This is a genomic window from Paracoccus maritimus, from assembly GCF_025195095.1.
Classification (GTDB): Bacteria; Pseudomonadota; Alphaproteobacteria; order Rhodobacterales; family Rhodobacteraceae; genus Paracoccus; species Paracoccus maritimus.
In genome coordinates this window covers 280,902-306,702 of record NZ_JANAVZ010000002.1, presented here as the reverse complement: position 1 = coordinate 306,702, position 25,801 = coordinate 280,902, and the positions used below count along the sequence as shown (strand labels likewise).

Annotated in this window: 20 protein-coding genes; 5 read left to right on the top strand and 15 right to left on the bottom strand. The window is 62.9% G+C overall.

All coding sequences use genetic code 11. The annotated features are described in order from the left end of the window. Positions 1–3: 3 nt before the first annotated feature. The 3 genes from mmsB to chvE form a co-directional block, all read right to left on the bottom strand. Positions 4–1,206, bottom strand: a complete 1,203-nt coding sequence (gene mmsB, locus MU516_RS04470) for a multiple monosaccharide ABC transporter permease (protein WP_260275993.1) — start codon at positions 1,204–1,206, stop codon at positions 4–6. 4 nt (positions 1,207–1,210) lie between these two features. Further along, positions 1,211–2,731: a multiple monosaccharide ABC transporter ATP-binding protein gene (gene mmsA, locus MU516_RS04465; protein WP_260275991.1), complete on the bottom strand. Its 1,521-nt coding sequence runs from the start codon at positions 2,729–2,731 to the stop codon at positions 1,211–1,213. Between the two features lie 67 nt (positions 2,732–2,798). Further along, complete coding sequence (chvE, locus tag MU516_RS04460; RefSeq protein WP_260275990.1) at positions 2,799–3,854, bottom strand: multiple monosaccharide ABC transporter substrate-binding protein; 1,056 nt, start codon at positions 3,852–3,854, stop codon at positions 2,799–2,801. Positions 3,855–3,974: 120 nt separating this feature from the next. On the opposite strand from chvE, the gene MU516_RS04455 reads away from it, so the two are divergent. Further along, positions 3,975–4,952 (top strand): LysR family transcriptional regulator, encoded by a 978-nt coding sequence (locus MU516_RS04455; protein ID WP_260275989.1) that lies wholly within the window; start codon positions 3,975–3,977, stop codon positions 4,950–4,952. Positions 4,953–4,981: 29 nt separating this feature from the next. Here MU516_RS04455 and MU516_RS04450 read toward each other — a convergent pair whose 3' ends face one another. The 3 genes from MU516_RS04450 to MU516_RS04440 form a co-directional block, all read right to left on the bottom strand. Further along, positions 4,982–5,506, bottom strand: a complete 525-nt coding sequence (locus tag MU516_RS04450; RefSeq protein WP_260275988.1) for a hypothetical protein — start codon at positions 5,504–5,506, stop codon at positions 4,982–4,984. Between the two features lie 200 nt (positions 5,507–5,706). After that, positions 5,707–7,050, bottom strand: coding sequence for an NAD(P)/FAD-dependent oxidoreductase (locus MU516_RS04445; RefSeq protein WP_260275987.1), 1,344 nt, complete (start codon positions 7,048–7,050; stop codon positions 5,707–5,709). Next, positions 7,047–8,879: an ABC transporter ATP-binding protein gene (locus MU516_RS04440; protein ID WP_260275985.1), complete on the bottom strand. Its 1,833-nt coding sequence runs from the start codon at positions 8,877–8,879 to the stop codon at positions 7,047–7,049. Before MU516_RS04440 ends, MU516_RS04445 begins: the two co-directional genes overlap by 4 nt. Positions 8,880–9,144: 265 nt before the next feature. Here MU516_RS04440 and MU516_RS04435 point away from each other — a divergent pair, with 265 nt between their 5' ends. The 3 genes from MU516_RS04435 (at position 9,145) to MU516_RS04425 (ending at position 13,081) form a co-directional block, all read left to right on the top strand. Next, entirely contained in the window at positions 9,145–10,848 is a 1,704-nt protein-coding gene (locus tag MU516_RS04435; protein ID WP_260275984.1) for a peptide ABC transporter substrate-binding protein, read from the top strand. 237 nt (positions 10,849–11,085) lie between these two features. Then, positions 11,086–12,093 (top strand): ABC transporter permease, encoded by a 1,008-nt coding sequence (locus MU516_RS04430; RefSeq protein ID WP_260275983.1) that lies wholly within the window; start codon positions 11,086–11,088, stop codon positions 12,091–12,093. Continuing rightward, positions 12,086–13,081: an ABC transporter permease gene (locus MU516_RS04425; protein WP_260275981.1), complete on the top strand. Its 996-nt coding sequence runs from the start codon at positions 12,086–12,088 to the stop codon at positions 13,079–13,081. The genes MU516_RS04430 and MU516_RS04425 overlap by 8 nt, the downstream gene beginning before the upstream one ends. 97 nt (positions 13,082–13,178) lie before the next feature. Here MU516_RS04425 and MU516_RS04420 read toward each other — a convergent pair whose 3' ends face one another. Both MU516_RS04420 and deoC read right to left on the bottom strand, forming a co-directional pair. Beyond that, positions 13,179–15,512 carry an aldehyde dehydrogenase family protein gene (locus MU516_RS04420; RefSeq protein WP_260275980.1) on the bottom strand — a complete coding sequence of 778 codons (2,334 nt, stop codon included), beginning with the start codon at positions 15,510–15,512 and terminating at the stop codon, positions 13,179–13,181. A 7-nt stretch (positions 15,513–15,519) separates the two neighbouring features. Then, positions 15,520–16,467 carry a deoxyribose-phosphate aldolase gene (gene deoC, locus MU516_RS04415; RefSeq protein WP_260275979.1) on the bottom strand — a complete coding sequence of 316 codons (948 nt, stop codon included), beginning with the start codon at positions 16,465–16,467 and terminating at the stop codon, positions 15,520–15,522. Between the two features lie 152 nt (positions 16,468–16,619). On the opposite strand from deoC, the gene MU516_RS04410 reads away from it, so the two are divergent. Beyond that, positions 16,620–16,820 (top strand): YgaP family membrane protein, encoded by a 201-nt coding sequence (locus tag MU516_RS04410; protein ID WP_260275978.1) that lies wholly within the window; start codon positions 16,620–16,622, stop codon positions 16,818–16,820. Here the strand turns inward: MU516_RS04410 and recN are convergent. From recN to MU516_RS04375, 7 genes are all read right to left on the bottom strand, one after another. Continuing rightward, positions 16,810–18,456: a DNA repair protein RecN gene (gene recN / locus MU516_RS04405; protein WP_260275977.1), complete on the bottom strand. Its 1,647-nt coding sequence runs from the start codon at positions 18,454–18,456 to the stop codon at positions 16,810–16,812. The genes MU516_RS04410 and recN overlap by 11 nt on opposite strands. 41 nt (positions 18,457–18,497) lie before the next feature. Then, positions 18,498–19,349: an outer membrane protein assembly factor BamD gene (locus tag MU516_RS04400; protein ID WP_260275976.1), complete on the bottom strand. Its 852-nt coding sequence runs from the start codon at positions 19,347–19,349 to the stop codon at positions 18,498–18,500. Between the two features lie 186 nt (positions 19,350–19,535). Beyond that, positions 19,536–20,468, bottom strand: a complete 933-nt coding sequence (gene lpxC / locus MU516_RS04395; RefSeq protein WP_260275975.1) for a UDP-3-O-acyl-N-acetylglucosamine deacetylase — start codon at positions 20,466–20,468, stop codon at positions 19,536–19,538. A 228-nt stretch (positions 20,469–20,696) separates the two neighbouring features. After that, positions 20,697–22,328 (bottom strand): cell division protein FtsZ, encoded by a 1,632-nt coding sequence (gene ftsZ / locus MU516_RS04390; protein WP_260275974.1) that lies wholly within the window; start codon positions 22,326–22,328, stop codon positions 20,697–20,699. Between the two features lie 222 nt (positions 22,329–22,550). After that, positions 22,551–23,885 (bottom strand): cell division protein FtsA, encoded by a 1,335-nt coding sequence (gene ftsA, locus MU516_RS04385; RefSeq protein WP_260275973.1) that lies wholly within the window; start codon positions 23,883–23,885, stop codon positions 22,551–22,553. 6 nt (positions 23,886–23,891) lie between these two features. Next, positions 23,892–24,842: a cell division protein FtsQ/DivIB gene (locus MU516_RS04380; RefSeq protein WP_260275972.1), complete on the bottom strand. Its 951-nt coding sequence runs from the start codon at positions 24,840–24,842 to the stop codon at positions 23,892–23,894. Further along, on the bottom strand, positions 24,830–25,720 hold the full coding sequence (locus tag MU516_RS04375) for a D-alanine--D-alanine ligase (protein WP_260276257.1): 891 nt from the start codon (positions 25,718–25,720) through the stop codon (positions 24,830–24,832). Before MU516_RS04375 ends, MU516_RS04380 begins: the two co-directional genes overlap by 13 nt. Between the last annotated feature and the right edge of the window lie 81 nt (positions 25,721–25,801).

Genomic DNA, 25,801 nt, shown 5'->3' with positions numbered 1-25,801 from the left:
GGCTCAGGCTTCCTTGTTCTTGTTGTAGACGTCGAAGAAGACCGCGGCCAACAACACCAGTCCCTTGATGACCTGTTGATAGTCGATACCGATCCCCATGATGGACATGCCGTTGTTCATCACACCCATGATGAAGGCGCCGACCACCGCGCCGACGATCTTGCCGACGCCACCCGACATCGACGCACCGCCGATGAACACTGCCGCGATCACGTCCAATTCGACCGCGAACCCCGCCTTGGGCGTCGCCGTGTTCAGCCGCGCCGCGAAGACCAGCCCGGCCAATGCAGCCAGCAGCCCCATGTTGACGAAGGTCAGGAAGGTCAGACGTTCGGTCCGGATGCCCGACAGCTTGGCGGCCTTGGCATTGCCGCCGACCGCATAGATCCGGCGGCCAAGCGTCGTGCGCTCGGTGAGGAAGACATAGATCACCGTCAGGATCACCATCGACAGCAGCACATTCGGCAGGCCGCGGAACCAGGCCAGCTTCCAGGTCACGAACAACAGTGCCGCCGCCACGATGGCGTTGCGCAGGATGAACAGGCCCCATGGCTCGTCCTCGATGCCGTAGCGGGCGTTCCGGGCGCGCGTCCGCAGCCCCAGCCACAGGATCAGCAGAACGGCGGCAACGCCGATCGTCATGGCCAGCGCGTTCGGCCGGCCCACTCCGAACAGGTCAGGGATGAAACCTGTGGACAAGGCCTGAAAGCTGCGCGGGAACGGCCCGATGGATTGTCCCGCCAGCAGCCACAGCGACAGCCCGCGAAAGACCAGCATCCCGGCCAGCGTCACGATGAATGACGGGATTTTCCAGTATGCCACGAAATAGCCCTGGATGCCGCCGATCACCATGCCGGCCACCAGGCAGACCAGCATCGCCACGCCGACCGGAATCTGCCAGCTGACGATCATCACGGCAGCCAGCGCGCCGATGAATCCCATGACCGAACCGACCGACAGATCGATATTGCCGCCCACGATCACCAGCAGCATCCCCAGCGCCATGATGATGATATAGCTGTTCTGCAGGAACAGATTGGTGATGTTGACGGGTTTCAGCAGAACGCCGCCGGTGACGACCTGGAAAAAGGCCATGATCGCGATCAGCGCGAAAAGCAGTCCGTATTCGCGGATATGCTTGGCGATATAGGCGCCGATGCCGATCCCCGGCGCGCGGGCGGTCTGGTCGGTCTGGTTGGCGGTCATGTTCCTATTCCCTTACGATCAGCGACATGATGGCTTCCTGACTGGCCTCTTCGGCGGTCAGTTCACCCACGAAGCGGCCTTCGTTCATCACATGGATCCGGTCGCACATGCCCAACAGTTCGGGCATCTCGGACGAAATCATGATGACGGCCTTACCCGCAGCGCTGAGATCGTTGATGATGCTGTAAATTTCATACTTGGCGCCGACATCGATGCCGCGCGTCGGCTCGTCCAGGATCAGCAGGTCGGGTTCGGTGAACAGCCATTTGGCCAGAACCACCTTCTGCTGGTTGCCGCCCGACAGGTTCATGACCTTCTGGAAAACCGATGGCGTGCGGATCGACAGCACGTCGCGATATTTTTCGGCCACGGCGGTTTCGCGCCCCTCCTCGACCACGCCGCGCGTGGCGACCGCATCAAGATTGGCCAGCACCGTGTTGCGACGGATGGTTTCTTCGAGGATCAGGCCAAGCGACTTGCGATCCTCGGTGACATAGGCCAGCCCGGCCTTGATCGCCCGATCCACCGTCGAGACATCGACCGGCTTGCCATGCATCAGCACCTGACCCGAGATGTTGCGCCCGTAGGAACGTCCGAAGATACTCATCGCCAGTTCGGTCCGGCCCGCCCCCATAAGCCCGGCGATGCCAACGACCTCGCCGCCGCGCACGGTCATCGACAGGTCGCGGATCATCTGGCGATCGGCATGTTCGGGATGCCAGACATTCCAATCCTTCAGTTCGAACACGGTGTCGCCTGCGCGGCGATCCCGGTCGGGATAGCGGTGCGCCATGTCGCGGCCGACCATATCGCGCACGATCCGATCCTCGGTCAGGTCACCGCCCCGCGCATCGATGGTGGAAATCGTCGCCCCGTCGCGGATGACCGTCACGCTGTCGGCGATGCGGCGGACCTCGTTCAGCTTGTGACTGATGATGATGCTGGTCACACCCTGCGATTTCAGTTCCAGCAGCAGATCCAGCAGCGCCTGACTGTCGCCTTCGGAAAGGGCCGCCGTCGGCTCGTCCAGGATCAGCAGGCGGACATTCTTGGACAGGGCCTTCGCGATCTCGACCAGTTGCTGCTTGCCGACGCCAAGACTGTCGACCTTGGTGCCCGGCGTCTCGCGCAGACCGACCTTGGCCAGTAGTGCCTCGGTCTGGCGAAATGTCTCGGGCCAGTCGATCACACCGCGACTTGCACGTTCGTTTCCCAGAAAGATGTTCTCGGCCACGGTCAGCAGCGGCACTAGCGCAAGTTCCTGGTGAATGATGATGATGCCCCGATCCTCGCTGTCGCGGATCCCGGAAAAGCGGGCAGGCTGACCGTCATAGACGATCTGGCCGTCATATGTCCCGACCGGATAGACACCCGACAGCACCTTCATCAGTGTCGATTTTCCGGCACCGTTTTCGCCGCAGATCGCGTGGATCTCGCCCTCGCGAACCTCAAGGCTGACATTGTCCAGCGCCTTCACACCGGGAAATGTCTTGGTGATGTTGTGCATTTCCAGAAGCGCGGCCATGCCTGTCTTCCCTTCACAGCGGGACCGCGCATCATGGCACGCGGCCCCGTCCCCCCGAGGAACGCCGCTACTGGATCTGATCGGCGGTGTAGTAACCCGATCCGATCAGCACCTCTTCCCAGTTCGACTTGTCCACGCCCACTGGCTCCAGCAGGTAGGACGGCACGACCTTGACGCCGTTGTCATAGGTTTCGGTGTCGTTGATCTCCGGCTCGCCGCCCTTCAGCATTGCCTCGACCATGCCCACTGTGACACGGGCCAGTTCACGCGTGTCCTTGAACACCGTCGAATATTGTTCACCGGCAAGGATGGATTTGACCGACTGAACCTCGGCGTCCTGGCCGGTGACGATCGGCATCGCCATGTCGCCCGAGCCATAGCCGACGCCCTTCAGCGAAGACAGTATGCCGATGGACAATCCGTCATAGGGCGACAACACGCCCTGCACCTTCTTGTCGGTGTAGTTTGCCGACAGAAGGTTATCCATCCGCGCTTGCGCAACCGCGCCGTCCCAGCGCAGCGTGCCGACCGTATCCATGCCCATCTGACCGGACGGAATCGCGATGTCGCCTGCGTCGATCATCGGCTGCAGAACCGACATCGCCCCGTCATAGAAGAAATAGGCATTGTTGTCGTCGGGGCTGCCGCCGAACAGTTCGACGTTCCACGGCTTCTCGTCGGGGAACCGTTCGTTCAGTCCTTCGACCAGCGAATTCGCCTGTTCTACCCCAACCTTGAAATTGTCGAAGGTCGCGTAATAGTCCACGTCTGGCGTATCGCGGATCAGCCGGTCATATGCGATCACCTTGATGTCTGCGGCCTTCGCATTGGCCAGCGCGTTGGATAAAGTGGTGCCGTCGATGGCCGCGATCACCAGGACATCCACACCCTTGGTGATCATGTTCTCGACCTGCGCAAGCTGGTTGGGAATGTCATCCTCGGCATATTGCAGGTCGGTGTCGTAGCCTGCGTCCTGAAACTGCTTGACCATGTTGTTGCCATCGTCGATCCAGCGGGCCGAGGATTTCGTCGGCATCGAGATGCCCACGGTTTCAGCCATCGCGCCGGACGCCAGCCACGAGACTCCGATCGCCAGCGCGACCGCGGCGTTTCTGATTTTCATGATATTTCCTCCCTGCCGTGCCCGGTCCGGGTCACGTCCCTGTGTCGGTGAGAAAGTTGTAGCAGGGTGATGACATGTCGGTAAAATGAGAAATCGTGCAATCTGCATACCGGTAATGTTATGTCAATCCCTCGGCTGACCCTGAAACCCGCGCAGCTTCGGTTGATCCACCAGATCGCCACCCATCATCAGCTGCAGGTCGCGGCAGAGGCGCTGGCGATGACCCAACCGGCCGCCTCGCGCATGCTGGCAGAGACCGAACGCCAGATCGGCGCGCCGTTGTTCATCCGACAGCCCAAGGGGATGGAACCGACCGAGATCGGGATCGCGGTCCTTCGCCGCGCCCGTGCCATCATCCGCGAAATGGCCAGTATCGAGACCGATGTTCGCGGATTGCGCGAAGGCTATGCCGGTGCGGTTCGCGTGGGCGCGGTCACCGGACCGGCTGTCAGCCACCTGGTCGGTGCGATAAGGCAGATCAAGCACGAAGCGCCCGAGGCGGACATCACCGTTGACGTGATGCCGTCGCGCGAATTGCTGACCCATCTGGAAGCCGGAGAGATGGATCTGGTTCTGGCGCGCATTCTGCCGGAATTCGACAGCCATGATTTCAACATTCTGCCAATGCGCGACGAACGGGTCGTCTTCATCGCCCGCTCGTCCCACCCGTTGGCCAGATCGCATTCGGTCACGCTGACCGAACTGGCAGGCAGCGAATGGATCATGCAGCAGCGTGGCGCCCCCATCCGAGAGGCCACACTGGCCGCCTTTGCTAATGTCGGGTTGCCCGAACCGGCGAATGTCGTCAACAGTCCGTCGCTTCTTCTGACCATGGCCTATCTTGCGCAAAGCAATGCGATCGCCCCGGTTTCGGACGAAGTTGCCGACCTGCTGATCGAACCGCCCGTTTCCGCCGGCTTCAGTCGGCTGAGCGTGCGCCACGATCTGCGGGTGTCGCCATATTATCTTCTGGATCTGCGGCGGCGTCCGCTGTCACCGCTTGCGTTGCGCCTGCGCGAACGGCTTGCACAAAGCTCGCAAAGTCCGATCCGCGAAGCCTGGAAGTATCAGGGGCACGACAGACCGCACAGGCCGTGAACCGCCGGACGGGGGGCATCGGATAGCCGTCAGCGCAGCCAGATTTCAACCGTGCCCCTGCGCGGTGCAGGCGCGTAATGGGTAAAGTCCTGCACCTCGGCCCTGCGCTCGGGCGCGATCAAAGTCCCGATATCTTCCGAAACGCCGCGATCGGCCCCGAAGAAAAAGCGGATGCTTTCCTGATCGATCCCGAACGGAACCCGTCGTATCTCGACCTCGCCCGCCCCTGCGTTGCGCAGACGGCTGGCCACGGCCTGCGACACCGCCTCACCGGAGGATGACGGATGATGAATGACAACCCGGGCCCGGGCAAGCGAGGCCTCATCCGTCTGCGCGACGGGGCGGTGAGACGACCGGTCGGCATCGACCGACGTTGTCATCTCTGCGGTTGGCGCGGATTCTTGGTTTTCCGCCCCATCTTCGGTCAACGGATTATCCAGCAGATGACGCCAGATCCGCTGCGCAGAGGGAACGTCGTCGCCGGCCCCGGCCTGCGCAGACGCTTGCGAATACGGCACGGCCAAAAGTACGGCGAACGCGACAAAAGCTGACATGGCATTGTTTCTGCCACGCGGAAACAACCCAGTCGTCGAATTGGCCGAATTTAGAGCCGCCAGAAGTTTGCAGCGAGCATTCATTGTCATGTTCCCCATGGCGAGATACCGCGCGGCTGTCAGCATAGCCGGACACGAGAAGATGTCATCTTTTCATCCCCGGCCTCAGACGATTGTGAAGCCAGACGGCGCTTGCGGCGCTAGAGGTCAGGGCCCAGCTTGATCCCCGAACCATCGAAGAAGCGGCTGAACCGGAAACGTGTCAGGTCATGGCGGGGATCGACCCCTCGGATCAGATCGGCCATCACGCGGCCGACCCCGGGGCCAATTCCAAAGCCGTGACCGGACAATCCGGTCGCGACAAAGAAACCCGGCAAGGTGGTTTCATCCAGGACAGGCACCTGATCGGGCAGCGTGTCGATCATCCCGGCCCATGCTGCCCGTATCCTGGGGCGGCCGACCTGCGGAAAGGCTGCGGCGAAGTCATCCTGCAGCCGCGCGACGCGGGCGAGGTTCGGTGCAGGCGACAGTACGCGCATCGCCTCGAACGGGGTTTTCCGGTCGGGCGACCAGCGGCGCGCCGTGGTCCATGCGTCGGGAAAGCCGCGCGGCGCAGAGGGTTGCAGTCGGGTCAGGCGCAGGTCGCGGCGCATCATCGGCAGATAGGCGCGCAGATGGCGGAATGCCGCCGGGCCGATCCAGAAATCATGCGCCATTCCGGGCGCCAGTGTATAGCCGCCATCCTCGCGGCGTCGGAAGGCGAAATTCGAACCCGCAGCGGCGCCGGTCCAGAAATCTGGCATCTGTTCGGTCGCGGCGACGGTGGCCCGAACCGAAAGCTGCGGAACGGACAGTCCCGCATTGCCAGCGAACAGCCCCGACCATGCCCCCCCGGCCAGCAACACACGATCGCAGCGGACAGGTCCATCTTCGGTCAGCACGCCCGAAAGATGTCCGGCGCTGAAATCAAGGGCACGCACCGCGCAGTGTTCACGAATGACTACCCCGTCAGCGGCGGCAAGCCGCGCGATGCCGGGCACGGCGGACGCCGGCTCCGCCCGCATGTCGGAAGGCGTGATCAGACCGCCGATCCAGCCCGCCCGATTTGGCAGCGCTGTCGCCAGTTCGGCCTGCCCCATCAGCCGGCTGTCCAGCCCGTGCTGCCGGGCAATTCCCAACCAGGCCTCATAGCGGTCCATGGCAGCCCGATCATCCGCCAGATATGTGACACCGCAGACCCTGAGGCCAAGTTCGTGGCCCAGTTCCCGCGACAGGTCGCGCCACAGATCCCTGGCCTGCATCATGATCGGGATTTCGGCTGCATCGCGACCCTGCGCCCGGATCCAGCCCCAGTTGCGTGACGATTGTTCGCCCGCGATCACGCCTTTTTCGCACAGCACGACCGAAAGCCCCTCGCGCGCCAGATACAGCGCCGTCGTGATACCCGCGATACCGCCGCCTATAACCACGACATCTGCCGCATCGGGCAGAGGGTCACGAAAACGCGGCGCACAGTCCGGGCCGATCGGCGGGGCTGTCCTCACGAATGGGTCACCGGATCGACCAGAACACGATGCCCCGGTGCGACCTCGCGATAGACCGAGGGTTGGGCCACGTGATCCACCGGATGAATCGGCGACGGGATCGGCGTGAAGCTCAGGTCCTCGCTGATCTTCTTCTGACGCGGATCTGCGACCGGCACGGCCAGCATCAACTGTCTGGTATAGCTGTGCTGGGGATTTTCGAAGACCTGCTGCCTTGTGCCCATCTCGACGATGCGGCCCAGATACATCACGCCGACATGGTGGCTCACGCGTTCCACGACCGCCATGTCGTGACTGATGAAGAGCATCGAGATCCCCAGATCCTGCTGCAACTCCATCAGCAGGTTCAGCACCTGCGCCTGCACGGATACGTCCAGCGCGGAAACCGCCTCATCCGCGACGATAAGCTTCGGGTTCAGTGCAAGTGCGCGGGCGATGGCTATTCGCTGGCGCTGCCCGCCCGACATTTCGTGCGGATATCGCCGCATGAAGCTGCGTGGCAGTTCGACCCGGTCGAAAAGTTGCGCGATCCGGTCCTCGCGTTCGCTGCGGCTGCCGATGCCGTAATTCTGCATCGGCTCGGCGACCTGATCATACAGTTTCATATGCGGATCGAGGCTGGCGAACGGATCCTGAAATATCATCTGCATATCGCGACGTGCCTTGCGCAGATCCGACTGCGACAATGCCAGAATATCTGTGTCGCCAAGGGTGACATGACCCGAATTCGGTTCGACCAGCCGCAGGATCGACCGGCCGCAGGTCGATTTTCCGCAACCCGATTCCCCCACCAGCGACATCGTCTCGCCGGCGTTGATGGTGAAGCTGACATCCTCGACGGCGTGGACATTCGCCACGATACGCCGCAGCAGGCCGCCCTTGACCGCAAATCGCGTGATCAGGTTCTGAACCGTCAGCAGCGGCCTTGGATCCTTGACGATGATGGGTTCGGGCTGTCCCATGGACCCGTCGCGCATCAGGCGCAGCCTTTCGGGCGCGGCCTTACCGGTCATCTCGCCCAGACGCGGGACGGCGGCCAGCAACATCTTGGTATAATCCTCGCGCGGGTTTTCGAAGATGTCGGTGACCGGCCCTTCTTCGACCTTGTCGCCGCGATACATCACCACCACGCGGTCGGCCATCTGCGCGACCACCGCCATGTCATGGGTGATGAACAGCACGGCGATCTGCTTTTCGCGTTTCAACCTGTCGATCAGGGCCAGGATCTCGGCCTGGATCGTCACGTCCAGCGCGGTGGTGGGTTCGTCGCAGATCAGCAGTCGTGGCTCGCAGGCCATCGCGATGGCAATGACGACGCGCTGGCGCATACCGCCCGACAATTCATGCGGGTACTGATCCAATCGACGTTCTGGCTCGGGGATGCGGACCTGCTTCAGGATCTCAAGCGCGCGGGCACGGGCCTGTTTCTTGTCCATCCCGCGATGTTCGATCAGCCCCTCGGTCAACTGATCGCCGACGGTGAAGACCGGGTTCAGCGCGGTCATCGGCTCTTGGAAGATCATGCCGATCTTGTTGCCGCGGATATCGCGCATCGTGGGGGACGATTGCTGTGCCAGATCAACCATGGTTCCATCGCCGGGATCGAACATCAGCCGGCCCTTGGTGATCGTGCCGCCGCCGAATTCGACAAGCCGCATCAGCGACAGCGAGCTGACCGACTTGCCGGATCCGGATTCCCCCACCACGCAGACGCATTCGCCGGGCTTGATGTCGAAGCTGACATCCTTGACGCCCACCACGACGCCGTCATTTGTTTCGAACTCGACACGAAGTTTCTCAATGGAAACAAGCGGTTTTTCGTCCAGCATACGGCACCCCCAGATCAGGTCTTCCGCAAAGGCTAGCGGGCGTGCGTAGAAAGTCAAAGACGAAACCTCGCGGCAACCGCCGCGCGATTGGACTTGCTTTCCAAATGGGCTTCGTTTGAAACTGATCGCAGTCCGCAGGGATGACGGCACCCAACAACACACCCGGCCAAACGGGGAAGGCAATGAATAATGAAAGCCAGACAACGGCTTGGGAAAACCGCCTGACCGGAATCCCGCGGGTTCGGACACCCAACAGGAGCAAGCGATGAAACTGAGAACCTTGTTGATGAGCGCGGCGGCCACGATGGCGTTTGCGCCGGCGGCGATGGCCGAGCGAGGCGCCGATGGTCAGGTCAATGTCATCATGTGGCAGGCGCCATCGACGATGAATCTGTATCTGTCCAGCGGCACCAAGGATATCATCGCCGCCAGCATGACGCTGGAGCCGCTGGCAAGTTTTACCCCCGAAGGCACGCTGACGCCGCGCCTGGCGACCGAACTGCCGTCGATCGAGAATGGCGGCATTTCCGAGGATCTGAAGACCGTCACATGGAAGCTGAAAGAGGGGATCAAGTGGTCTGACGGGACCGACCTGACCGCCGATGACGTCGTATTCACCGCCAATTATTGCATGCATCCCGATGGCGGCTGCGCACAGCTGGCAAAATTCGAGGGTGTCGAAAGCGTTGAAGCCGTCGATCCACTGACCGTCAAGGTCACCTTCACGGAACCGCACCCCGATCCGTTTTCTGCCTTTGTGGGCGGTCAGTCCCCGATCCTGCAAAAGGCGCAGTTCGAACAATGCATCGGTTCGGCGGCCCCCACCTGCACCGACCAGAACTTCAACCCGATCGGCACCGGCCCGTTCAAGGTGGTCGAGTTCAAGACCAACGACGTCATCACCTTCGAGGCCAATCCCGAATATCGCGACCCTGACAAGCCCGCCTTCGCGACGCTGACCATGAAGGGCGGCGGCGATGCGGCGGCAGCGGCGCGTTCGGTGCTGGAAACCGGCGAGTTCGACTATGCCTGGAACACCCAGCTTGCACCCGAAGTGCTTGAGGGGATGGAGGCCAATGGCAAGGGCCATGTGCAGGCGGCGTTTGGCAGCCTTGTCGAACGGATCCACGTCAACCTGACCGATCCGTCGTCGTCGCTGCCCGAAGGCGAGCGGTCGACAACCAAGCATCCGCATCCGTTCCTGACCGATCCCGCTGTACGCAAGGCGCTGTCGATGGCAATCGACCGCAACCTGCTGACCGAGATCGGTTACGGACAGGCCGGCAAACCAACCTGCAATCTTGTTCCCGCGCCCGCGGCATGGGCCTCGGACAACACCGAATGCCTGACCCAGGATATAGAGGGTGCCAAGGCATTGCTGGACGAGGCAGGTTGGGTGCCGGGCGGCGATGGCGTGCGCGAAAAGGACGGCGTGCGCCTGTCGATGGTCTTCCAGACCTCGGTCAACGCCGTGCGTCAGGATTTTCAGGCGCTGATCAAGCAGTGGTGGTCGGAAATCGGAATCGAGACCGAGTTGAAGACCGTCGATGCCTCGGTGTTCTTCGGCAGTGACGCGGGCTCGCCCGACACGCTGCAAAAATTCTATGCAGATGTCGAGATGTATGCCAACAACTTCGAAGGCAACAACCCCGAGCCGTATCTGGCGAAGAATACCTGCAACAAGGCGCCCGGCCCCGAGAACCAGTGGCAGGGCGAGAATACCAGTCGCTTCTGCGATCCGAAGCATGACGAACTGCTTGCGGAACTGGGAAAGACAGTCGATCTGGAAGCTCGCGGCAAGCTGGGCCAACAGATGAACGACCTGATCACCAAGGACAGCAACGCGATCATTCCGTTGGTCTATCGCGGCACCGCCTCGGCGGTCAGCGATACGCTTGGCGGGGTCGAACTGAACGCCTGGGATACGGAGCTGTGGAACGTCGCGGAGTGGCATCGCAAGACGGAATGAGTTGATCATGCACCTCACCACGCCGGTCATTGATCGGCGTGGGCCCTTGGGCGAGCGGCGATCCCGGATCGACGCGGACAAGGAAAAGGTTCAGGGTTTCCGTTCCGTCCCCGAAAACGGCGCCCTGCCCCGACGGTCCCGCAGACCGGCACCGCCGGAAGTCATGTCACATCGTCCGCGCCAGACCCACGGCAATACCGGTGCGGGCAGATCTCAAGACCTGTGAAAGAGGTCCAGATGCTCAACTTCACCATCCGCCGATTGCTGCTGGCCATTCCGACGCTGCTGTTCATATCACTGGTGATCTTCCTGCTGCTCGAGGCGTCGCCAGGCGACCCCTTGGGTGACGTGCCGCTGACCGTGCCACCCGAGGTGAAGGAAAGGATGCGCGAGGCGCTGGGTCTGGGCCAAGCGTGGTATATTCGCTATGTGCTTTGGCTGAAGCAGTTCTTCTGGGTCGAGCCGTTGTTCTGGTTCGATCAGGTCTTCGGGACATCCTTCAGCGACGGCATGCAGCGGATCATCAGCTTCCAGTCCCGCAGCCCGGTCTTCGACGTGATCGCGCAGCGCGTGCCGCAGACGCTGATCGTGGTGGGAATGTCCTATGTCGTCGGAGTCATGATCGCGATTCCGATCGGCATCCTGTCGGCCTACAAGCAGTATTCATGGTTCGATCAGGTAGGCACCTTCGTGTCGATGATCGGCTTCTCGATGCCGACCTTCTTCACCGGCGTCGTCATGATCATCATCTTCGGCGTGAAGCTGCAGTGGTTTCCGTCGGTCTATGACACGACGCTGGAAGTGCGCGACTGGGACAGCTTCATGGCCCAGGTCCGACAGATGGTGATGCCGGTGACGGTCCTGGCACTTTATAATGCCGCGCAGGTCAGTCGTTTCATGCGCGCGTCCATGCTGGACAATCTGGGGCAGGACTATGTCCGCACCGCGCGTGCCAAGGGGTTGGGCGAACGGACCGTGGTGTTGAAGCATGTGCTGCGCAACAGCCTGATCCCGGTCGTGACAGTGATCGCGCTGGGGTTGCCGACCGTCTTCGGCGGCGCGCTGATCACCGAACAGGTGTTCAAGGTGAACGGGTTGGGGCAGTTGCTGATCACCGCCATCTACGCCAACGACCTGCCGATGGTGCTGACGGTGACCTTCCTGTTCGCGATCCTGATCGTGATGTTCACCCTGATCGCCGACATACTCTACGGCGTGCTCGACCCGAGGATCCGCTATGACTGAAACCGACCGCCAGGCACGGCTGGATACCCGAGAACTGGTCGATGAAACCGCTTCGGCCGCGCCCGTCACCAGCGACCTGCCGCCCGACGACCCGGTGCATGCCGGCGACCAGACGCGCAGCCAGTGGCGCGATGTCTGGCGGCAGTTCCGCAGCCACAAGGGCGCCATGGTGGCGCTTGTGCTGTTCGCCGGCGTACTTCTGTTCGTTTCGATTGGACCGCTTCTGTGGACCATCGACCCGACCTATGTCGATATCCGTGCACGCAACTCGGGCTTTGTCGCAGCCCATCCCCTGGGAACCGACCAACTGGGCCGCGACATGCTGGCCCGCCTGATGGCGGGCGGACGCGTGTCAATCGCTGTCGGGCTGACGGCAATGATCATCGCTGTCACCCTTGGCAGTTTCATCGGCGTGATGGCGGGCTATTTCCGGCGTCTCGATGCGCCGCTGATGCGCATGACCGAATTGTTTCTGGCTCTGCCCCTTCTGCCCCTGCTGTTGCTGATGGTGACGCTGTTCCGCGAGCCGCTGTCGCAGAATTTCGGTCCCGCGATGGGGATCTTCATCCTGATCGTGTCGGCCATCGGCGCAACCAGTTGGATGCAATCGGCGCGGATCGTGCGCGGCGATGTTCTGGGCCTGAAGGAACGCGAATTCATCCTGGCGGCAAGATCCATCGGCACGCCGCCTCGCCGGATGATCCTGCGCCATATCCTGCCCAACGTGATGTCACCGATCATGGTCGCCGCGACGCTGGGGATCGCCACCGCGATCATCACCGAAAGCGCGCTCAGTTTTCTGGGTCTTGGGTTTCCACCTGATTTTCCGACCTGGGGTCGGCTGCTTTACGACGCCGTCGACCAGATGGTGCTGTATCCCAGCCGGGTGATCCTGCCGGGCGTCTTCATCTCGCTGACGGTGCTGTGCGTGAACTATATCGGTGACGGCCTGCGCGACGCGATGGATCCGCGGATTCGAGGTCGCTGACGTCCCCCAGATCCTCTGGCCGCTGCTTCTTCGCGAAAAAACCCTCAGGGGTGAATCGGCCACGAGACAAGAGGGGGCAGACAGCCCCCTTTTCATCTCAATAGGCCGCGCCGCCACTGCCCTCGGGCAAGGCGCCGTAAGGCAGCCAGATCGTCTTCCACTGGATCGCGTGACGGAGGAACACGGCGCCTTGCGCGTCAGGCTTGGTCCAGTCGCGATTTGCGGGCGACCAGACGGGTTTCAGGTTGCCGCCCGCGTCGCGTTCGACAGATGCCAGCCCGTCACGATCCCCGACATACCACATCGCGGCCACCCCATCATGTGCGGCGGCCGTGCGGGCCAATTCATCGCGGACGCCCGTGACGATGTTGACCACACCGCCGGGCAGATCCGAGGTATCGAACACCTGATACAGGTCCGACAGCACCAGCGGATCGTCCTGCGCGGGAATGACGACGACATTGTTGCCCATCGCGATGGCGGGCATCACCAGCGACATGAATGCCGCCAGCGGTTGGGTGTTCGGACAGGCGATGGCCATCACGCCGTACGGTTCGGGCAGCACATTGACCAGATGGCCCGGTTTTGCCTGCACATTCGTACCGTCGAACTTGTCGGCCCAAGCTGCATATTGGAACGCGCGGGCGATGGCCGCGTCGGTTTCCTGTCGATTGGTTCGCTTGGCAAAGTCGTCGGCGCGGGCGGACAGGTTCTCGGCGATGTAATACAGCACCTGCGCGCGCGCATGACCGCCCATCGCAGCCCATTTTCCTGATTTAGCCGCAGCCTCGACGGCGTTGCGAATGTCCTTGCGGTTGCCCAGGGGCGCAAGCCCGCCGGGCACCTTGTACATGGCCCCGCCATCGGGGCGCTTCTGCGCGCCGCCCAGATACAGCTTCATCGTGCGGTCGATATCGTGGCCCTTGCCTTCGGCACCGTCGATCAACACAGGCTGCCTCGGCGCCGGGTCCCTGGCTGATTTCACCTTTGGTTCGGACAGATAGTCCAGCATGCCTGCGCGCCCGCCCTCGCGACCAAAGCCGCTTTCGCGATATCCGCCGAAGGGCGCGCTGGCGTCGAACATGTTCGCGCAGTTGATCCAGATGACCCCGGCCTTGATCCGCGCGGCGATATCGGTGGCGACCGTCGCGCTTTCTGACCAGACCGATCCGGCCAGCCCGTAGCGTGTGTTGTTGGCCAGTTCGACTGCCTCATCCGCGGTACGAAATGTCGAAAGCGTGGCGATGGGGCCAAATATTTCCTGCTGCATACCCGGATTTGCGGGCGCGATGTTGCGCAGATAGCCCGGTGCGATAAAGCAACCTTCGCCCTGCTGACCGCCGATCAGTTCTGCGCCCGCCCCGATTGCCTCGGTGCAGATCGACAGGATCCGGTCCTTCTGCACTGGATCGACGATGGCGCCGATATCGGTGGATTTGTCCAGCGGCTGTCCGATACGCAGTCTTTCCATCCGCGCGCGCAGCAGAGCCTCGAAGCGTTCCGCCACCGCTTCTGCCACCAGAATGCGCGAGCCCGCACAGCAGACCTGCCCCTGGTTAAACCAGATCGAATCGACGACCCCTTCCACCGCCGCGTCCAGATCGGCGTCATCCATCACGACGAACGGCGACTTGCCGCCCAGTTCAAGGGTCAGCTTCCTGCCTGTCCCGGCAAGGCTGTCCGCAATGGCGCGCCCCACCTCGGTCGAGCCGGTAAACGCGATCTTGTCCAGTTCGGCCTGAACCAGCGCCGCGCCCGTTGCCCCGTCGCCGGTCACGATGTTGACGACGCCTGCGGGCAATCCGACCTCTTGGCAAATCTCGGCAAAGGCCAGCGCCGTCAGGGGTGTATATTCAGCAGGCTTCAACACGACGGTATTCCCGGCCGCCAGCGCCGGCGCGATCTTCCAGGCCAGCATCAGCAGCGGAAAGTTCCAGGGAATGATCTGTCCGCAAACGCCAAGCGGCGCGTGACCGGGAAATTCGCTGTCTCGCAATTCCGCCCATCCGGCATGGTGATAGAAATGCCGCGCGGCCAGCGGAATGTCGATATCGCGGCTTTCTCGGATCGGCTTGCCATTATCCAGGGTTTCCAGAACCGACAGGAACCGTTCGCGTTTCTGGATGTGACGCGCGATTGCATAGAGATACCTTGCACGCTCGGTGCCCGATAATCCCGACCATTTGTTTTGCGCCTTGCGGGCGGCCCTGACGGCCTCGGCCACGTCTTGGTCGCCGCCTTGCGTGACCTCGGCCAGCACCTCGCCCGTGGAAGGGTCGCGTGTAGTGAAGGTCGTGCCGGACCGTGTGAACTTGCCGCCGATGAAGTGGCCGAAGGGGCTTCGGCCGCGCAACCAGTCGCGCACCGCATCGCTGTCCTCGATCGACGGACCATATTCCATGTTTTCCATGATTTCGCTCACGCGGCTCATATCTTCCTCAGGCAATGGCTTGACGATGACCGGCGGCGTATCGGCCGGTGACGTGGTGGCTGATCTGTCTTTCGATATCGCCCAGAAGACTGCTGGCGCCGATGCGGAACAGGTCCGGCGACAGCCAATCGCGTCCAAGCTCCTCGCGCATCAGCACCTGCCAACTGATCGCATCCTTGGCAGTCCGCAATCCTCCGGCGGGCTTGAAGCCGACCCTGTGTCCGGTCCGCGCGCAATAGTCGCGGATCGCGCGGCACATCACCAACGAGACGGGCAGAGTGGCGTTGATGCCTTCTTTCCCCGTCGATGTCTTGATCCAGTCGCTGCCAGCCTGCATGGCCACGTGACTGGCACGCGCAACATTTTCCAGCGATTTCAGATCGCCAGTCGCCAGAATTGCCTTCATCCGCGCGGAGCCACAGGCTGCGCGCATGGCCCGCAATTCATCATACAGGGCGCCCCAGTCGGCGCGCAGGACATGGGCGCGAGTGATCACGATGTCGATCTCGTCGGCACCCTGATCGATGGCATAGCGGATTTCGGCCAGCCGCAGATCCAACGGCATCAGCCCGGCGGGAAATCCGGTCGCGACACTGGCCACCGGTATGCCGGAATTTCCGAGCGCGGTCTTGGCGGCGGCGACCATCGTCGGATAGACGCAGACCGCACCTGTGGTCAGACCTTCGACGCCCATCGCGGCCAGCAGATCCGAGGCAATCGGCTGACGTGCCTTCGCACACAGGCGCGCGACGCGATCCGGGGTGTCGTCGCCCGCAAGTGTCGTCAGATCGATGCAGCGCACCGCGTTCAGAAGCCATGCGGCCTGCCAGTCCTTCTTGAGGCTGCGACGCACCGGCAAGGTCGCCGCGCGCCGTTCGACCGCGGGCGTATTGATGCGGATATCCGCGAAAAATGACGTGTCCAGATCAATGCCGGGATTGCGACGGTCTGACATGGCCTATCCTTGCGGCTGATTGGCTGGGCCCCACGGTAGCCGCAGCGACAGTCACCGACAAGGCGTGACGCCACGCACACGACAATGGTGACTTGACAGAATTCCGAGCTTATATATTCATTATCATGAATGAAAAAATAGGAGATCTGAAGATGACCCGGAATGTCGGCGGCGCGGACCGTTTCCTGCGCATCCTGATTGGCCTGTCCTTGATCGCGGGGTTCTTCCTGGACGGTGATGCAAGCTATCGCTGGCTGTATCTGCTTGGCATCGTGCCCCTGCTGACGGGCCTGATGAGAACTTGCCCCGCCTATTCGATCTTCGGGATCAGCACCTGCAAGCTTACCCGCTGAGAAGCGCGCGGGCGGCTTCGGTCGCGGCGTCGGTGATCCTGTCGCCCGACAGCATCCGCGCGATTTCCTCTATCCGCGCGCCGTCGGGCAGCGCCGTTACCGTGGATGTGGTCATCCCGTCGGCAACCGACTTGGCGACGCGGAAATGCCTGTCTCCTTGCGCGGCGACCTGCGGTGAATGGGTGACGACCAGCACCTGGGAATCCTGGGCAAGACGTTTCAAACGGCGGCCAACGGCATCAGCAGTGGCCCCACCGACGCCACGGTCGATTTCGTCGAAGATCATCACAAGCGCGTCGTTGCCGCGTGCCAGGCAAACCTTCAGCGCCAGCAGAAACCGGGACAGTTCTCCGCCCGAGGCGATTTTGTCCAAAGGTCCGGCCGGGGCACCCGGATTGGTCGCGACCGTGAAAGCAACGCTGTCCTTGCCCTCTGGGCCGGGGTCGGCCGGCGACAGACGCGTCTCGAACACCGCGCGATCCATCTTCAACGGCGCGAGTTCGGCCGAAACCGCACGGTCAAGCTGTATCGCCGCCTGATGCCGTTCGTGGCTAAGCTTGTCGGCCGCAGCATGATACGTCTCTTCCGCGCGACGTGCCGCCGCGCGCAGATCCCCGATCCGCGCATCCCCTGCGTCGATGCGGTCCAGCCTGTCGCGGAACTGGCCCGCTAGGCCGGGCAGGTCATCGGCCAGCACATCGTGTTTGCGCGCCAGTGCGCGCAGCGCGAAAAGCCGCTCCTCGGCGGCCTCAAGTGCGCGGGGATCGAAATCCATCGCCGACAGGGCATCCTCGACACCACGATGCGCCTCGCCCAGTTCGATCAGCGCGCGGGACAGTGCTGCGATGGGTTCATCCAGACGGCCATCGGCTGCGTCGGCCGACGTCTCCAACCACCGCGTGGCATCCAGCATGGCGCCTTCGGCCGCTTCCGGTCCCAGCAAGTGCAATGCCTGCGCGACATCCTTGCGGATCCTTTCAGCCGCCTGCATCGCACGACGGCGGATATCCAGATCCTGTTCCTCGCCAACCACCGGGTTCAGGTCGTCCAGTTCCTTGACGGCATGTCGCAGGAAATCCTCCTCCTCGCGGGCGGCTGTCAGCGCCGCTTCGGCAGCTTCCAGTTCCCTCATCGCCTCGCGCCGCGCCGCCCACGCTGCGCGGACCGGGCCAAGATCCTGTGCGCCGAACGCATCAAGCAAGGCGCGGTGCCCGCGCGGATTGAGCAGCCCCCGATCATCGTGCTGTCCGTGTAGTTCGATCAGCAATTCGGACAGCCGCCGCAGAACCTCGCCCGAGGCGCGGCGATCATTGACGAACCCGGTCTTGCGCCCGTCTCCGCCATTGACGCGCCGCAAGATCAATTCGTCATCGTCGATGGACAGACCTGCCTCATCCAGTACTGCCCGCGCCGGATGATCCGCAGGCAGATCAAAGACGGCAGTCACCTCGCCCTGGGACGCACCCTGCCGGACCAGATCCGCACGACCCCGCCAGCCAAGCACGAAACCCAGACAATCCAGAAGTATTGACTTGCCCGCTCCGGTCTCGCCGGTCAGCACGTTGAGACCCGGCCCGAACGTCAGGTCCAGCCGGTCGATCAGCAGCATATCCCGGATTTCGAGGCTTCGCAGCATACCGCCCCCACAGGCCGCGCGTCAGCGCGGCATGTCCCCGATCACAGCCAGCGGCCTTGAATCATTTGACGATAGACATTTCTCAGCCAACTGTCGCCACGTGCCTCGGCCGCCAGTCCGCGCCCACGCAACTGCCGATAGGCATCGTCATAGAAGGGCGACGACTGGAAGTTATAGCCAAGGATGGCCCCTGCGGTCTGTGCCTCGTCGTTCAGGCCAAGTGCCAGATAGGCTTCGGTCAGGCGCAAGAGCGCCTCGGGCGTTTGCGTCGTGGTCTGAAACTCCTCGACGACAACCCGGAATCTGTTGATCGCGGCCGTGTAGTGCCCACGCTTCAGATAATAGCGACCGATTTCCATTTCCTTCGCCGCAAGGTGATCGAAGGCAAGGTCAAACTTCAGGATCGCGCTGCGCGCATATTCGCTGTCGGGATATTGTTCGATCACGGTGCGCAGGGCCTGCAACGCCTGGAAGGTCAGACCTTGGTCGCGACCGACCTCGTCGATCTGGTCGTAATAGGACAGCGCCAGCAGATACTGTGCATAGGCCGCATCCTCGTCACCGGGATAGGTGTCGAGGAACCGTTGCGCGGCGCCGCGCGCCTCTTCATATTCCTTGGCCCGGTGATTTGCATAAGCCTGCATGATCAGCGCGCGCTTGGCCCATTCGGAATAGGGGTAAAGCCGCTCCACCTCGCTGAAATAGAAGACGGCGTCTTCCGGGCTGCGACTGTTCTCCAGTTCGAATTCGCCGCGTGTATAGATCTGTTCGGCGGTGAAGCGTTCCAGATTCCGCTTGTCCGAGTCGTCCGAACCAAGCGACGAACACCCCGCCAGCGTCATCCCCGCCAACACCGCAGCCATCATGGAAGCCGAGATTTTCGAGCGCGCCATCTTTACCCTGCCCTGCGATTCTGCTGTGCGACCGCCCGTTTCAGGCCGGGCTGCCGGCATCTCCTAGCACAGAACATCAGGGGGCGCAAAATGGCAATCCGTTGAATTTCACGAGTGATTTGAGGCTCTGTCCGGTCCTGATCGGACTGCCGCGACGAAACGCGACTCGGGCACGGCGGCCGCGCCTTACAGCGCGGCCATCTCGATTCCCGCCAGTTCCTTGTAGGCGGCAACGCCCGCACCAGGCAGACGGTCCTCAAGCGCGGGCGAACAGGTCTCCCACGTCCATGCGGTCGGATCGGCGAACAGGGCCCGAAGCAGGCGGTTCGTCATCGCGTGACCGGCGCGATGGCCGGTATAGCGCGCCAGAAGTGGCGCCCCGGCCAAGGCCAGATCACCCATCGCATCCAGCATCTTGTGACGCACGGCTTCGTCGGTGTGACGCAGGCCGCCCGGCGACAGAACCTGTGCGCCGTCAACGACGACCGCATTCGTATAGGTACCACCCAGCGCAAGTCCGTTCTTGCGCATCGCATCGACATCGGCCTGACGGCAGAAGGTGCGGCTGTCGGCAAGTTCACGCAGGAACGCGCCGTTTGCCATATCCAGCGTTTTCTGCTGCCGGCCGATCGCCGCGTCCACGAAGTCGATGTGAAACTCGATCTCTAGATGGTCGGCCGGGCTGAGCCGGGCAAACGCCGCGCCTTCGCGCACCTCGACAGGGCGCAGGACGCGAATGGCCCGCAACTTGGCCGACTGCATCGCAATACCGACACGCAGGATGCCGCGCACGAATGGCGCTGCCGAACCGTCCAGAATCGGGATCTCGGGTCCGTCCACGACGATCAGCGCGTTATGAATGCCGGTACCGGCCAGTGCCGCCATCACATGTTCGACGGTGGACAAGGTCACACCCGCCCCGTTGTCCAGCAGCGTGCACAGCTTCGACGGTGTCACGTTGTCCCAGCGCGCCACGATATCGACTGCCGGGTCCAGATCGGCACGGCGGAAGACAATGCCGTGATCTGCCGGCGCCGGGTGGATGTCCAGCCGCGCGGGCGCGCCGGAATGCAGTCCCACACCGGCGAAGGTCACCATTTTTTTCAGCGTTGCCTGCATGACGAGCCTGCTTTTGAATTCGTTGTCCAAAGCCTGATCGCTTTGGCACAGTTTCAGCTAGGCGCAGCGGCGTTAGCGTTCAATTAACGAATTGTAACGGCATGAAACATTCAGACGCGAACCCGGCGCAACCCCGGCGGGTGCTGTCGTAATTATCTGATAAACAAAAGAAAAGGGCCGCGCGAGGCGGCCCTTTAGGTCAGTCTTCGTGACAGTTTCGTGATCGGCTCAATTCGCCTGACGACGCAGGAAAGCGGGGATCTCGACGTTATCCTGGCCGTGGTCGGGATCGGCCAGATCGTCGAAGTCGGTTTCTTGCTGACGCGCGCGGGCGGCAACGCGATCGCTGACCCGTTCGGCGATGGAGGAACCGCCCGGCTTCGACGGGGCATGTCCACCCTGTTCATTATGTCCGGCCATCCGCTCCAGCATCCGGCCAAGCCCGCTCATCCGGCTTTGACCGTGGCTGGTGCGCTGCTGTGCATCGGCGACTTGCTGCGGGGCGCGTTCAGCGGGCTGCTGCGGCGCACGACCCTGGCCGTGATGTTCGACCGCGCGGCGCAGGCGATCCATCACCTCGGGTGCGGGTTGGCCACGTCCACCGGCAGGCGCGCGCGGAGCGACAAAATCGGGCATGTCGTCATCAACCCGAACCGCAGCCGCACGAGCAGGCTCTTTCGGCTGATACGCGGGCTTCGGCATGTCCTCTTCCGTCCGGGACGCGGACACCGGCGCGGCGGGACGAGTTTCGGCGGCCGGGGTGCGGCGCGGCGGCACCGGCAGGTCGTCGCCAGCAACGACGTCATCGGCAGCGTCATCCTTGCGGGCAACCGACGGCGTCTGGGTCAGCGGCTCAGCCATGCTGCGGCGCGGGGCCGGAACTTCCTCGACAGCGCTGGCGTCGATGCCGGTCGCGACGACGGAAACGCGGATATTGCCTTCCATATCGGGATCCAGCGTCGAGCCGACGATGATGTTCGCGTCGCTGTCCACCTTGTCGCGGATCACGTTCGCGGCCTCGTCCAGCTCGAACAGGGTCATGTCGTAACCGCCGGTGATGTTGATCAGCACGCCCTTGGCGCCGTTCAGGCTGATCTCGTCCAGCAGCGGGTTGGCGATGGCGCGTTCGGCGGCTTCCTGCGCACGGTTGTCGCCGGCCGCTTCGCCGGTGCCCATCATGGCCTTGCCCATCTCGTCCATCACCGCGCGAACGTCAGCGAAGTCGAGGTTGATCAGGCCCGGGCGCACCATCAGGTCGGTGACGCCCTTGACGCCCTGATACAGCACGTCGTCGGCCATCGCGAAGGCTTCGGTGAAGGTGGTCTTCTCATTGGCCAGGCGGAACAGGTTCTGGTTGGGGATGATGATCAGCGTGTCCACGACCTTCTGCAGGGCCTCGACGCCCTCTTCCGCCTGACGCATCCGCTTGGTGCCTTCGAACTGGAAGGGCTTGGTCACGACGCCAACCGTCAGGATGCCCATCTCGCGGGCGGCCTGCGCGATGATCGGCGCTGCACCGGTGCCGGTGCCGCCGCCCATGCCGGCGGTGATGAAGCACATATGCGCGCCCATCAGGTGATCAACGATATCCTCGATCGTTTCCTCGGCGGCCTTGGCACCGATCGACGGCTTGGCGCCTGCGCCCAACCCTTCGGTCACTTTCGGCCCCATCTGCACGCGGCTTGTCGCGCGCGACTGGGCCAGTGCCTGCGCGTCGGTGTTGGCAACCACGAACTCGACCCCGTCGAGTTGCTTCTCGATCATGTTGTTGACCGCGTTGCCGCCGGCGCCGCCGACACCGAACACGGTGATGCGTGGCTTCAGCTCTTCTTCGTCGTTCATCATCAGATTGAGATTCATGGTTTCCGCCTGTTTGTCTTAGTTCGCCGCGGACGTGAACCGCCCGTTCGAATCCCCCGAATTAACTGCAATCGTAGCGGTTAGGATACCGCGCGTCACCCGAAAAACAGTTCTTCACCGCAAAATCTGGCGTTCCTGCCGGTTCATATCGGCGGTATCTTGCCAAGCAACCTGAATATGGTGGCCGCACTGTGGCGCGCCCATAGTGAAACTTTCCTGCAATCACCAGTTGTTGCGGAACCAGCGATAGGCCCGACGCAAGCTGCGGGCCGGATACGCCTCGGCCGGCATTTCGAAATCCCACCATTCGTCCTGCGGATGGGCCGCGAACAAAGCCAGCCCGACTGCGCTGGAAAAACTGGGATCGGTCAGTTGATGCGCCAGCCCGTCGATTCGCAAGGGTCGGCCGCAGCGGATATTCGGACCCAGTATCCGTGCCGCCAACCCGTCCAACCCTGGGATCTGGCTGCCGCCGCCCGTCAACACGATCTGCTGACTGGGCATGAAATCAAATCCCGCAGCATCAAGGACTTGGCGCACATTCTCTAGAATTTCCTCGATCCTCGGCCGCATCACGCCGATGACGTCGGCGCGGCTGACCAGCCGACGATCCGCCTCCCAATCGCCGGTATCGCCGCCGACCTCGATCATGTCCCGGTCATCGCGCCCGGTTGCCTCGACCCCGCCATTCAGGGTCTTCAACCGTTCGGCCATCGGCAACGGAACCCGCAGCCCTTGGGCGATATCCTGCGTCACCAGCGCGCCGCCAATCTGAACATGATCCGAGAAGATCATGTGTTTCTTAACAAAAATCGAAACGGATGTGCCGCCGCCGCCGAAGTCGATACAGGCGGCGCCCAGTTCCTGTTCATCCTCGACAAGGCTGGCCCGAGCCGAGGCGTATGATGCCGACGCGATACCCGCAAGTTCCAGGTCGCAGCGCCGGATGCACTGGACCAGGTTGCCCAACATGTCGCCGTCCACGGTCAGCACATGCATGTCGCAGGCCAGCTTGTTGCCCACATGGTCCCGCGGATCGGCCAGGCCGCTGCGGTTATCAACTGCGAAATTGACCGGCTGCGCGTGCAGCACTTCGCGACCGCGCCCGAAATCCGGCGCATCACATGCCGCCAGCACCGACGCGACATCGTGTTCGCCGACCTTGCCGGATTCCAGCACGATCTCACCCGCCAAGCCGTAAGAGGCCGGGCGACCGCCCGACAGGCAGGCAATAACGTGATCGACACGTACGCCCGCAAGTTTCTGGGCGGCGGTCACGACGGTTCGGATCGCGCGTTCCGTTTCGGCCATGGTCTCGATCTCGCCACGCCGCATCCCGCGCGACCGGGTCGAGGCCGCGCCGATTACCCGGAAATTCGCTTGCCCCGCCATCGGGCCGACGCCGTCGGTCTCTCGGAACGTGCCGGTGCCATCGAATTTCAGGACCAGGCACGCAATCTTCGAGGTGCCGATATCAAGAATGCCGATAACCCCGCGTTGCAGGGCTGCGCGGCGCATGTTCCGCATTGCCCGCTGCGTCTGATACAATTCCGCCATCTGGTCTCAGCCCCCCTTCTTCTCGTCTTCAAGAATATTGCCGTCCGGTCCCAGAAGCGGCTTGCCGCGTGCCTGACGGATGGTGTTGCGCGCGTCGATGCCCAGGCGCAAAACAGGTCGCGAGGGATCGCGCAGATCGACGGTCGTGACATCTCGGCCCAGCATGTCCTGGGCCCGGTCCAGCGCGATCGCCGCTTCCAGCGCGATCACGGCGCCGTCTTCAGGCAGCATGATCCGCTGGCCGTGATTCAGCACGACGTCCCAGCGCCGCTCGCCGCGGCGCACCAAGCCCCGCAGCCGCGGCAGGATCGGCCCCGCCGCGTCGATCAGTTCCAAGGCCTCGGCGCTTGCCAGATCCGCACCATCCCCGGCGATCAGCGGCAGATCGGGTCGAACCTCGCGTGAAGTGACGCCTGCAACCCGGTGTCCGCCCTCGTCAAGGATCTCGATGCCGCGCGCATGGCGCCACAGCAGCGCCGGTTCGCGTTCGGTCACCACAGCCGACAGGATGCCGCCCGGCTTGACCCGCAGATCAATCGATTCAATGGCATCAAGCTGCATCACCTGAAGCCGCAGTGCTGGCAGGTCGATGTCAAAGCTGGACGCAGGCAGATCGACCGGCAGCATCGCCCGCAACGCCTTGTCCACGACCGGTGACGCACCTTCGACCGTCATCATGCGGACCTGAAATTCCTCGCGGCTTTGAACCTTGTCGATCAGCGCGGTGACGCCTCCGGTCAAGGTGGCGCGGCGATCCTCGTCGGACAGCCAAAGCCCTGCGGTCATCGCGATCAGGAAGGCCGGCACACCGACACGAAGCAGTCGCCGATACAGCGGCGTCAGCCACATCCGTTCCAGCCGATATTTCAGCCGCGACGGCGCCGGATCGCGCTTGATGCGGGGCGACGACGGCGCATCGGCACGCGGCCGAGGACGATGATCGATCACGTCCGGCACAGCGCATCCTCCACCATCCAGCGCATCAGTGCGGGGAAATCCATACCGGCATGGGCCGCCTGCTCGGGCGCCAGCGAGGTCGGGGTCATACCCGGCTGTGTATTCACCTCCAACAGAATCAGGCCGGCTAGGCCGCGCGCCTCGTCCCAGCGGAAATCGGTTCGGGTAAGGCCACGGCAGCCAAGCGCCGCGTGCGCACGGACGGCATAATCCAGACAGGCTTCGGCGATCTCGGCGGGGACCGCAGCGGGGATGACGTGGCGCGATCCACCGGCCTTGTACTTGGCGTCGTAATCGTACCAACCCTCTGTGATGATCTCGGTCACCCCAAGCGCGCGATCGCCCAGGACCGTGGTCGTCAGTTCGCGTCCGGGTGCATAGGTCTCGACCATGACTCGAGCCGGCATCGTATCGGCAAGCTGCGGCGGACCGTTCGCCGCCTCGTGCACGATATAGACCCCGACGCTGGAGCCTTCGTCGTTGGGCTTGACCACATAGGGCGGAGACAGCACATGGCGCGTCCGAACGTCGGCCGCGTCCGCGATGACACTTTCCACGACCGGCAGTCCGGCATCGCGAAACGCCTGCTTGGCCACGGTCTTGTCCATCGCCATGGCAGAAGCCAGCACACCGGAATGCGTATAAGGCAGGCCCATCCATTCCAGGATGCCCTGCACGCAGCCATCCTCGCCCCAGCGGCCATGCAATGCGTTGAAGACGACATCGGGCGCAATCCGGGACAGCCGCGCAGCAACATCGCTGCCCAGATCCGGCCCCAGTTCGACCTCGATCACGTCATAGCCCGCCACCCGCAGCGCCGCGGCGCATTCGCGCCCCGATGACAACGACACCTCGCGCTCGGCCGAGGGGCCACCCATCAGAACGGCTACGGTATGGGCTGTCCTGCTCGACCTGCCCGTCACGTTTTCGCCTCATTCGCCCGGTTTTTCCGGGCTGGA

What these genes read in the sequence shown, in the direction of transcription:
- MU516_RS04420 (WP_260275980.1), bottom strand. Translation starts at nt 15,512, where the DNA reads ATGAGCCGCGTGAGCGAAATCATGGAAAACATGGAATATGGTCCGTCG.
- MU516_RS04400 (WP_260275976.1), bottom strand. Translation starts at nt 19,349, where the DNA reads ATGGCGCGCTCGAAAATCTCGGCTTCCATGATGGCTGCGGTGTTGGCG.
- recN (WP_260275977.1), bottom strand. Translation starts at nt 18,456, where the DNA reads ATGCTGCGAAGCCTCGAAATCCGGGATATGCTGCTGATCGACCGGCTG.
- mmsB (WP_260275993.1), bottom strand. Translation starts at nt 1,206, where the DNA reads ATGACCGCCAACCAGACCGACCAGACCGCCCGCGCGCCGGGGATCGGC.
- MU516_RS04410 (WP_260275978.1), top strand. Translation starts at nt 16,620, where the DNA reads ATGACCCGGAATGTCGGCGGCGCGGACCGTTTCCTGCGCATCCTGATT.
- ftsA (WP_260275973.1), bottom strand. Translation starts at nt 23,885, where the DNA reads ATGGCGGAATTGTATCAGACGCAGCGGGCAATGCGGAACATGCGCCGC.
- MU516_RS04375 (WP_260276257.1), bottom strand. Translation starts at nt 25,720, where the DNA reads ATGGGTGGCCCCTCGGCCGAGCGCGAGGTGTCGTTGTCATCGGGGCGC.
- MU516_RS04435 (WP_260275984.1), top strand. Translation starts at nt 9,145, where the DNA reads ATGAAACTGAGAACCTTGTTGATGAGCGCGGCGGCCACGATGGCGTTT.
- ftsZ (WP_260275974.1), bottom strand. Translation starts at nt 22,328, where the DNA reads ATGAATCTCAATCTGATGATGAACGACGAAGAAGAGCTGAAGCCACGC.
- chvE (WP_260275990.1), bottom strand. Translation starts at nt 3,854, where the DNA reads ATGAAAATCAGAAACGCCGCGGTCGCGCTGGCGATCGGAGTCTCGTGG.
- MU516_RS04455 (WP_260275989.1), top strand. Translation starts at nt 3,975, where the DNA reads ATGTCAATCCCTCGGCTGACCCTGAAACCCGCGCAGCTTCGGTTGATC.
- MU516_RS04425 (WP_260275981.1), top strand. Translation starts at nt 12,086, where the DNA reads ATGACTGAAACCGACCGCCAGGCACGGCTGGATACCCGAGAACTGGTC.
- MU516_RS04430 (WP_260275983.1), top strand. Translation starts at nt 11,086, where the DNA reads ATGCTCAACTTCACCATCCGCCGATTGCTGCTGGCCATTCCGACGCTG.
- MU516_RS04450 (WP_260275988.1), bottom strand. Translation starts at nt 5,506, where the DNA reads ATGTCAGCTTTTGTCGCGTTCGCCGTACTTTTGGCCGTGCCGTATTCG.
- MU516_RS04440 (WP_260275985.1), bottom strand. Translation starts at nt 8,879, where the DNA reads ATGCTGGACGAAAAACCGCTTGTTTCCATTGAGAAACTTCGTGTCGAG.
- mmsA (WP_260275991.1), bottom strand. Translation starts at nt 2,731, where the DNA reads ATGGCCGCGCTTCTGGAAATGCACAACATCACCAAGACATTTCCCGGT.
- lpxC (WP_260275975.1), bottom strand. Translation starts at nt 20,468, where the DNA reads ATGCAGGCAACGCTGAAAAAAATGGTGACCTTCGCCGGTGTGGGACTG.
- deoC (WP_260275979.1), bottom strand. Translation starts at nt 16,467, where the DNA reads ATGTCAGACCGTCGCAATCCCGGCATTGATCTGGACACGTCATTTTTC.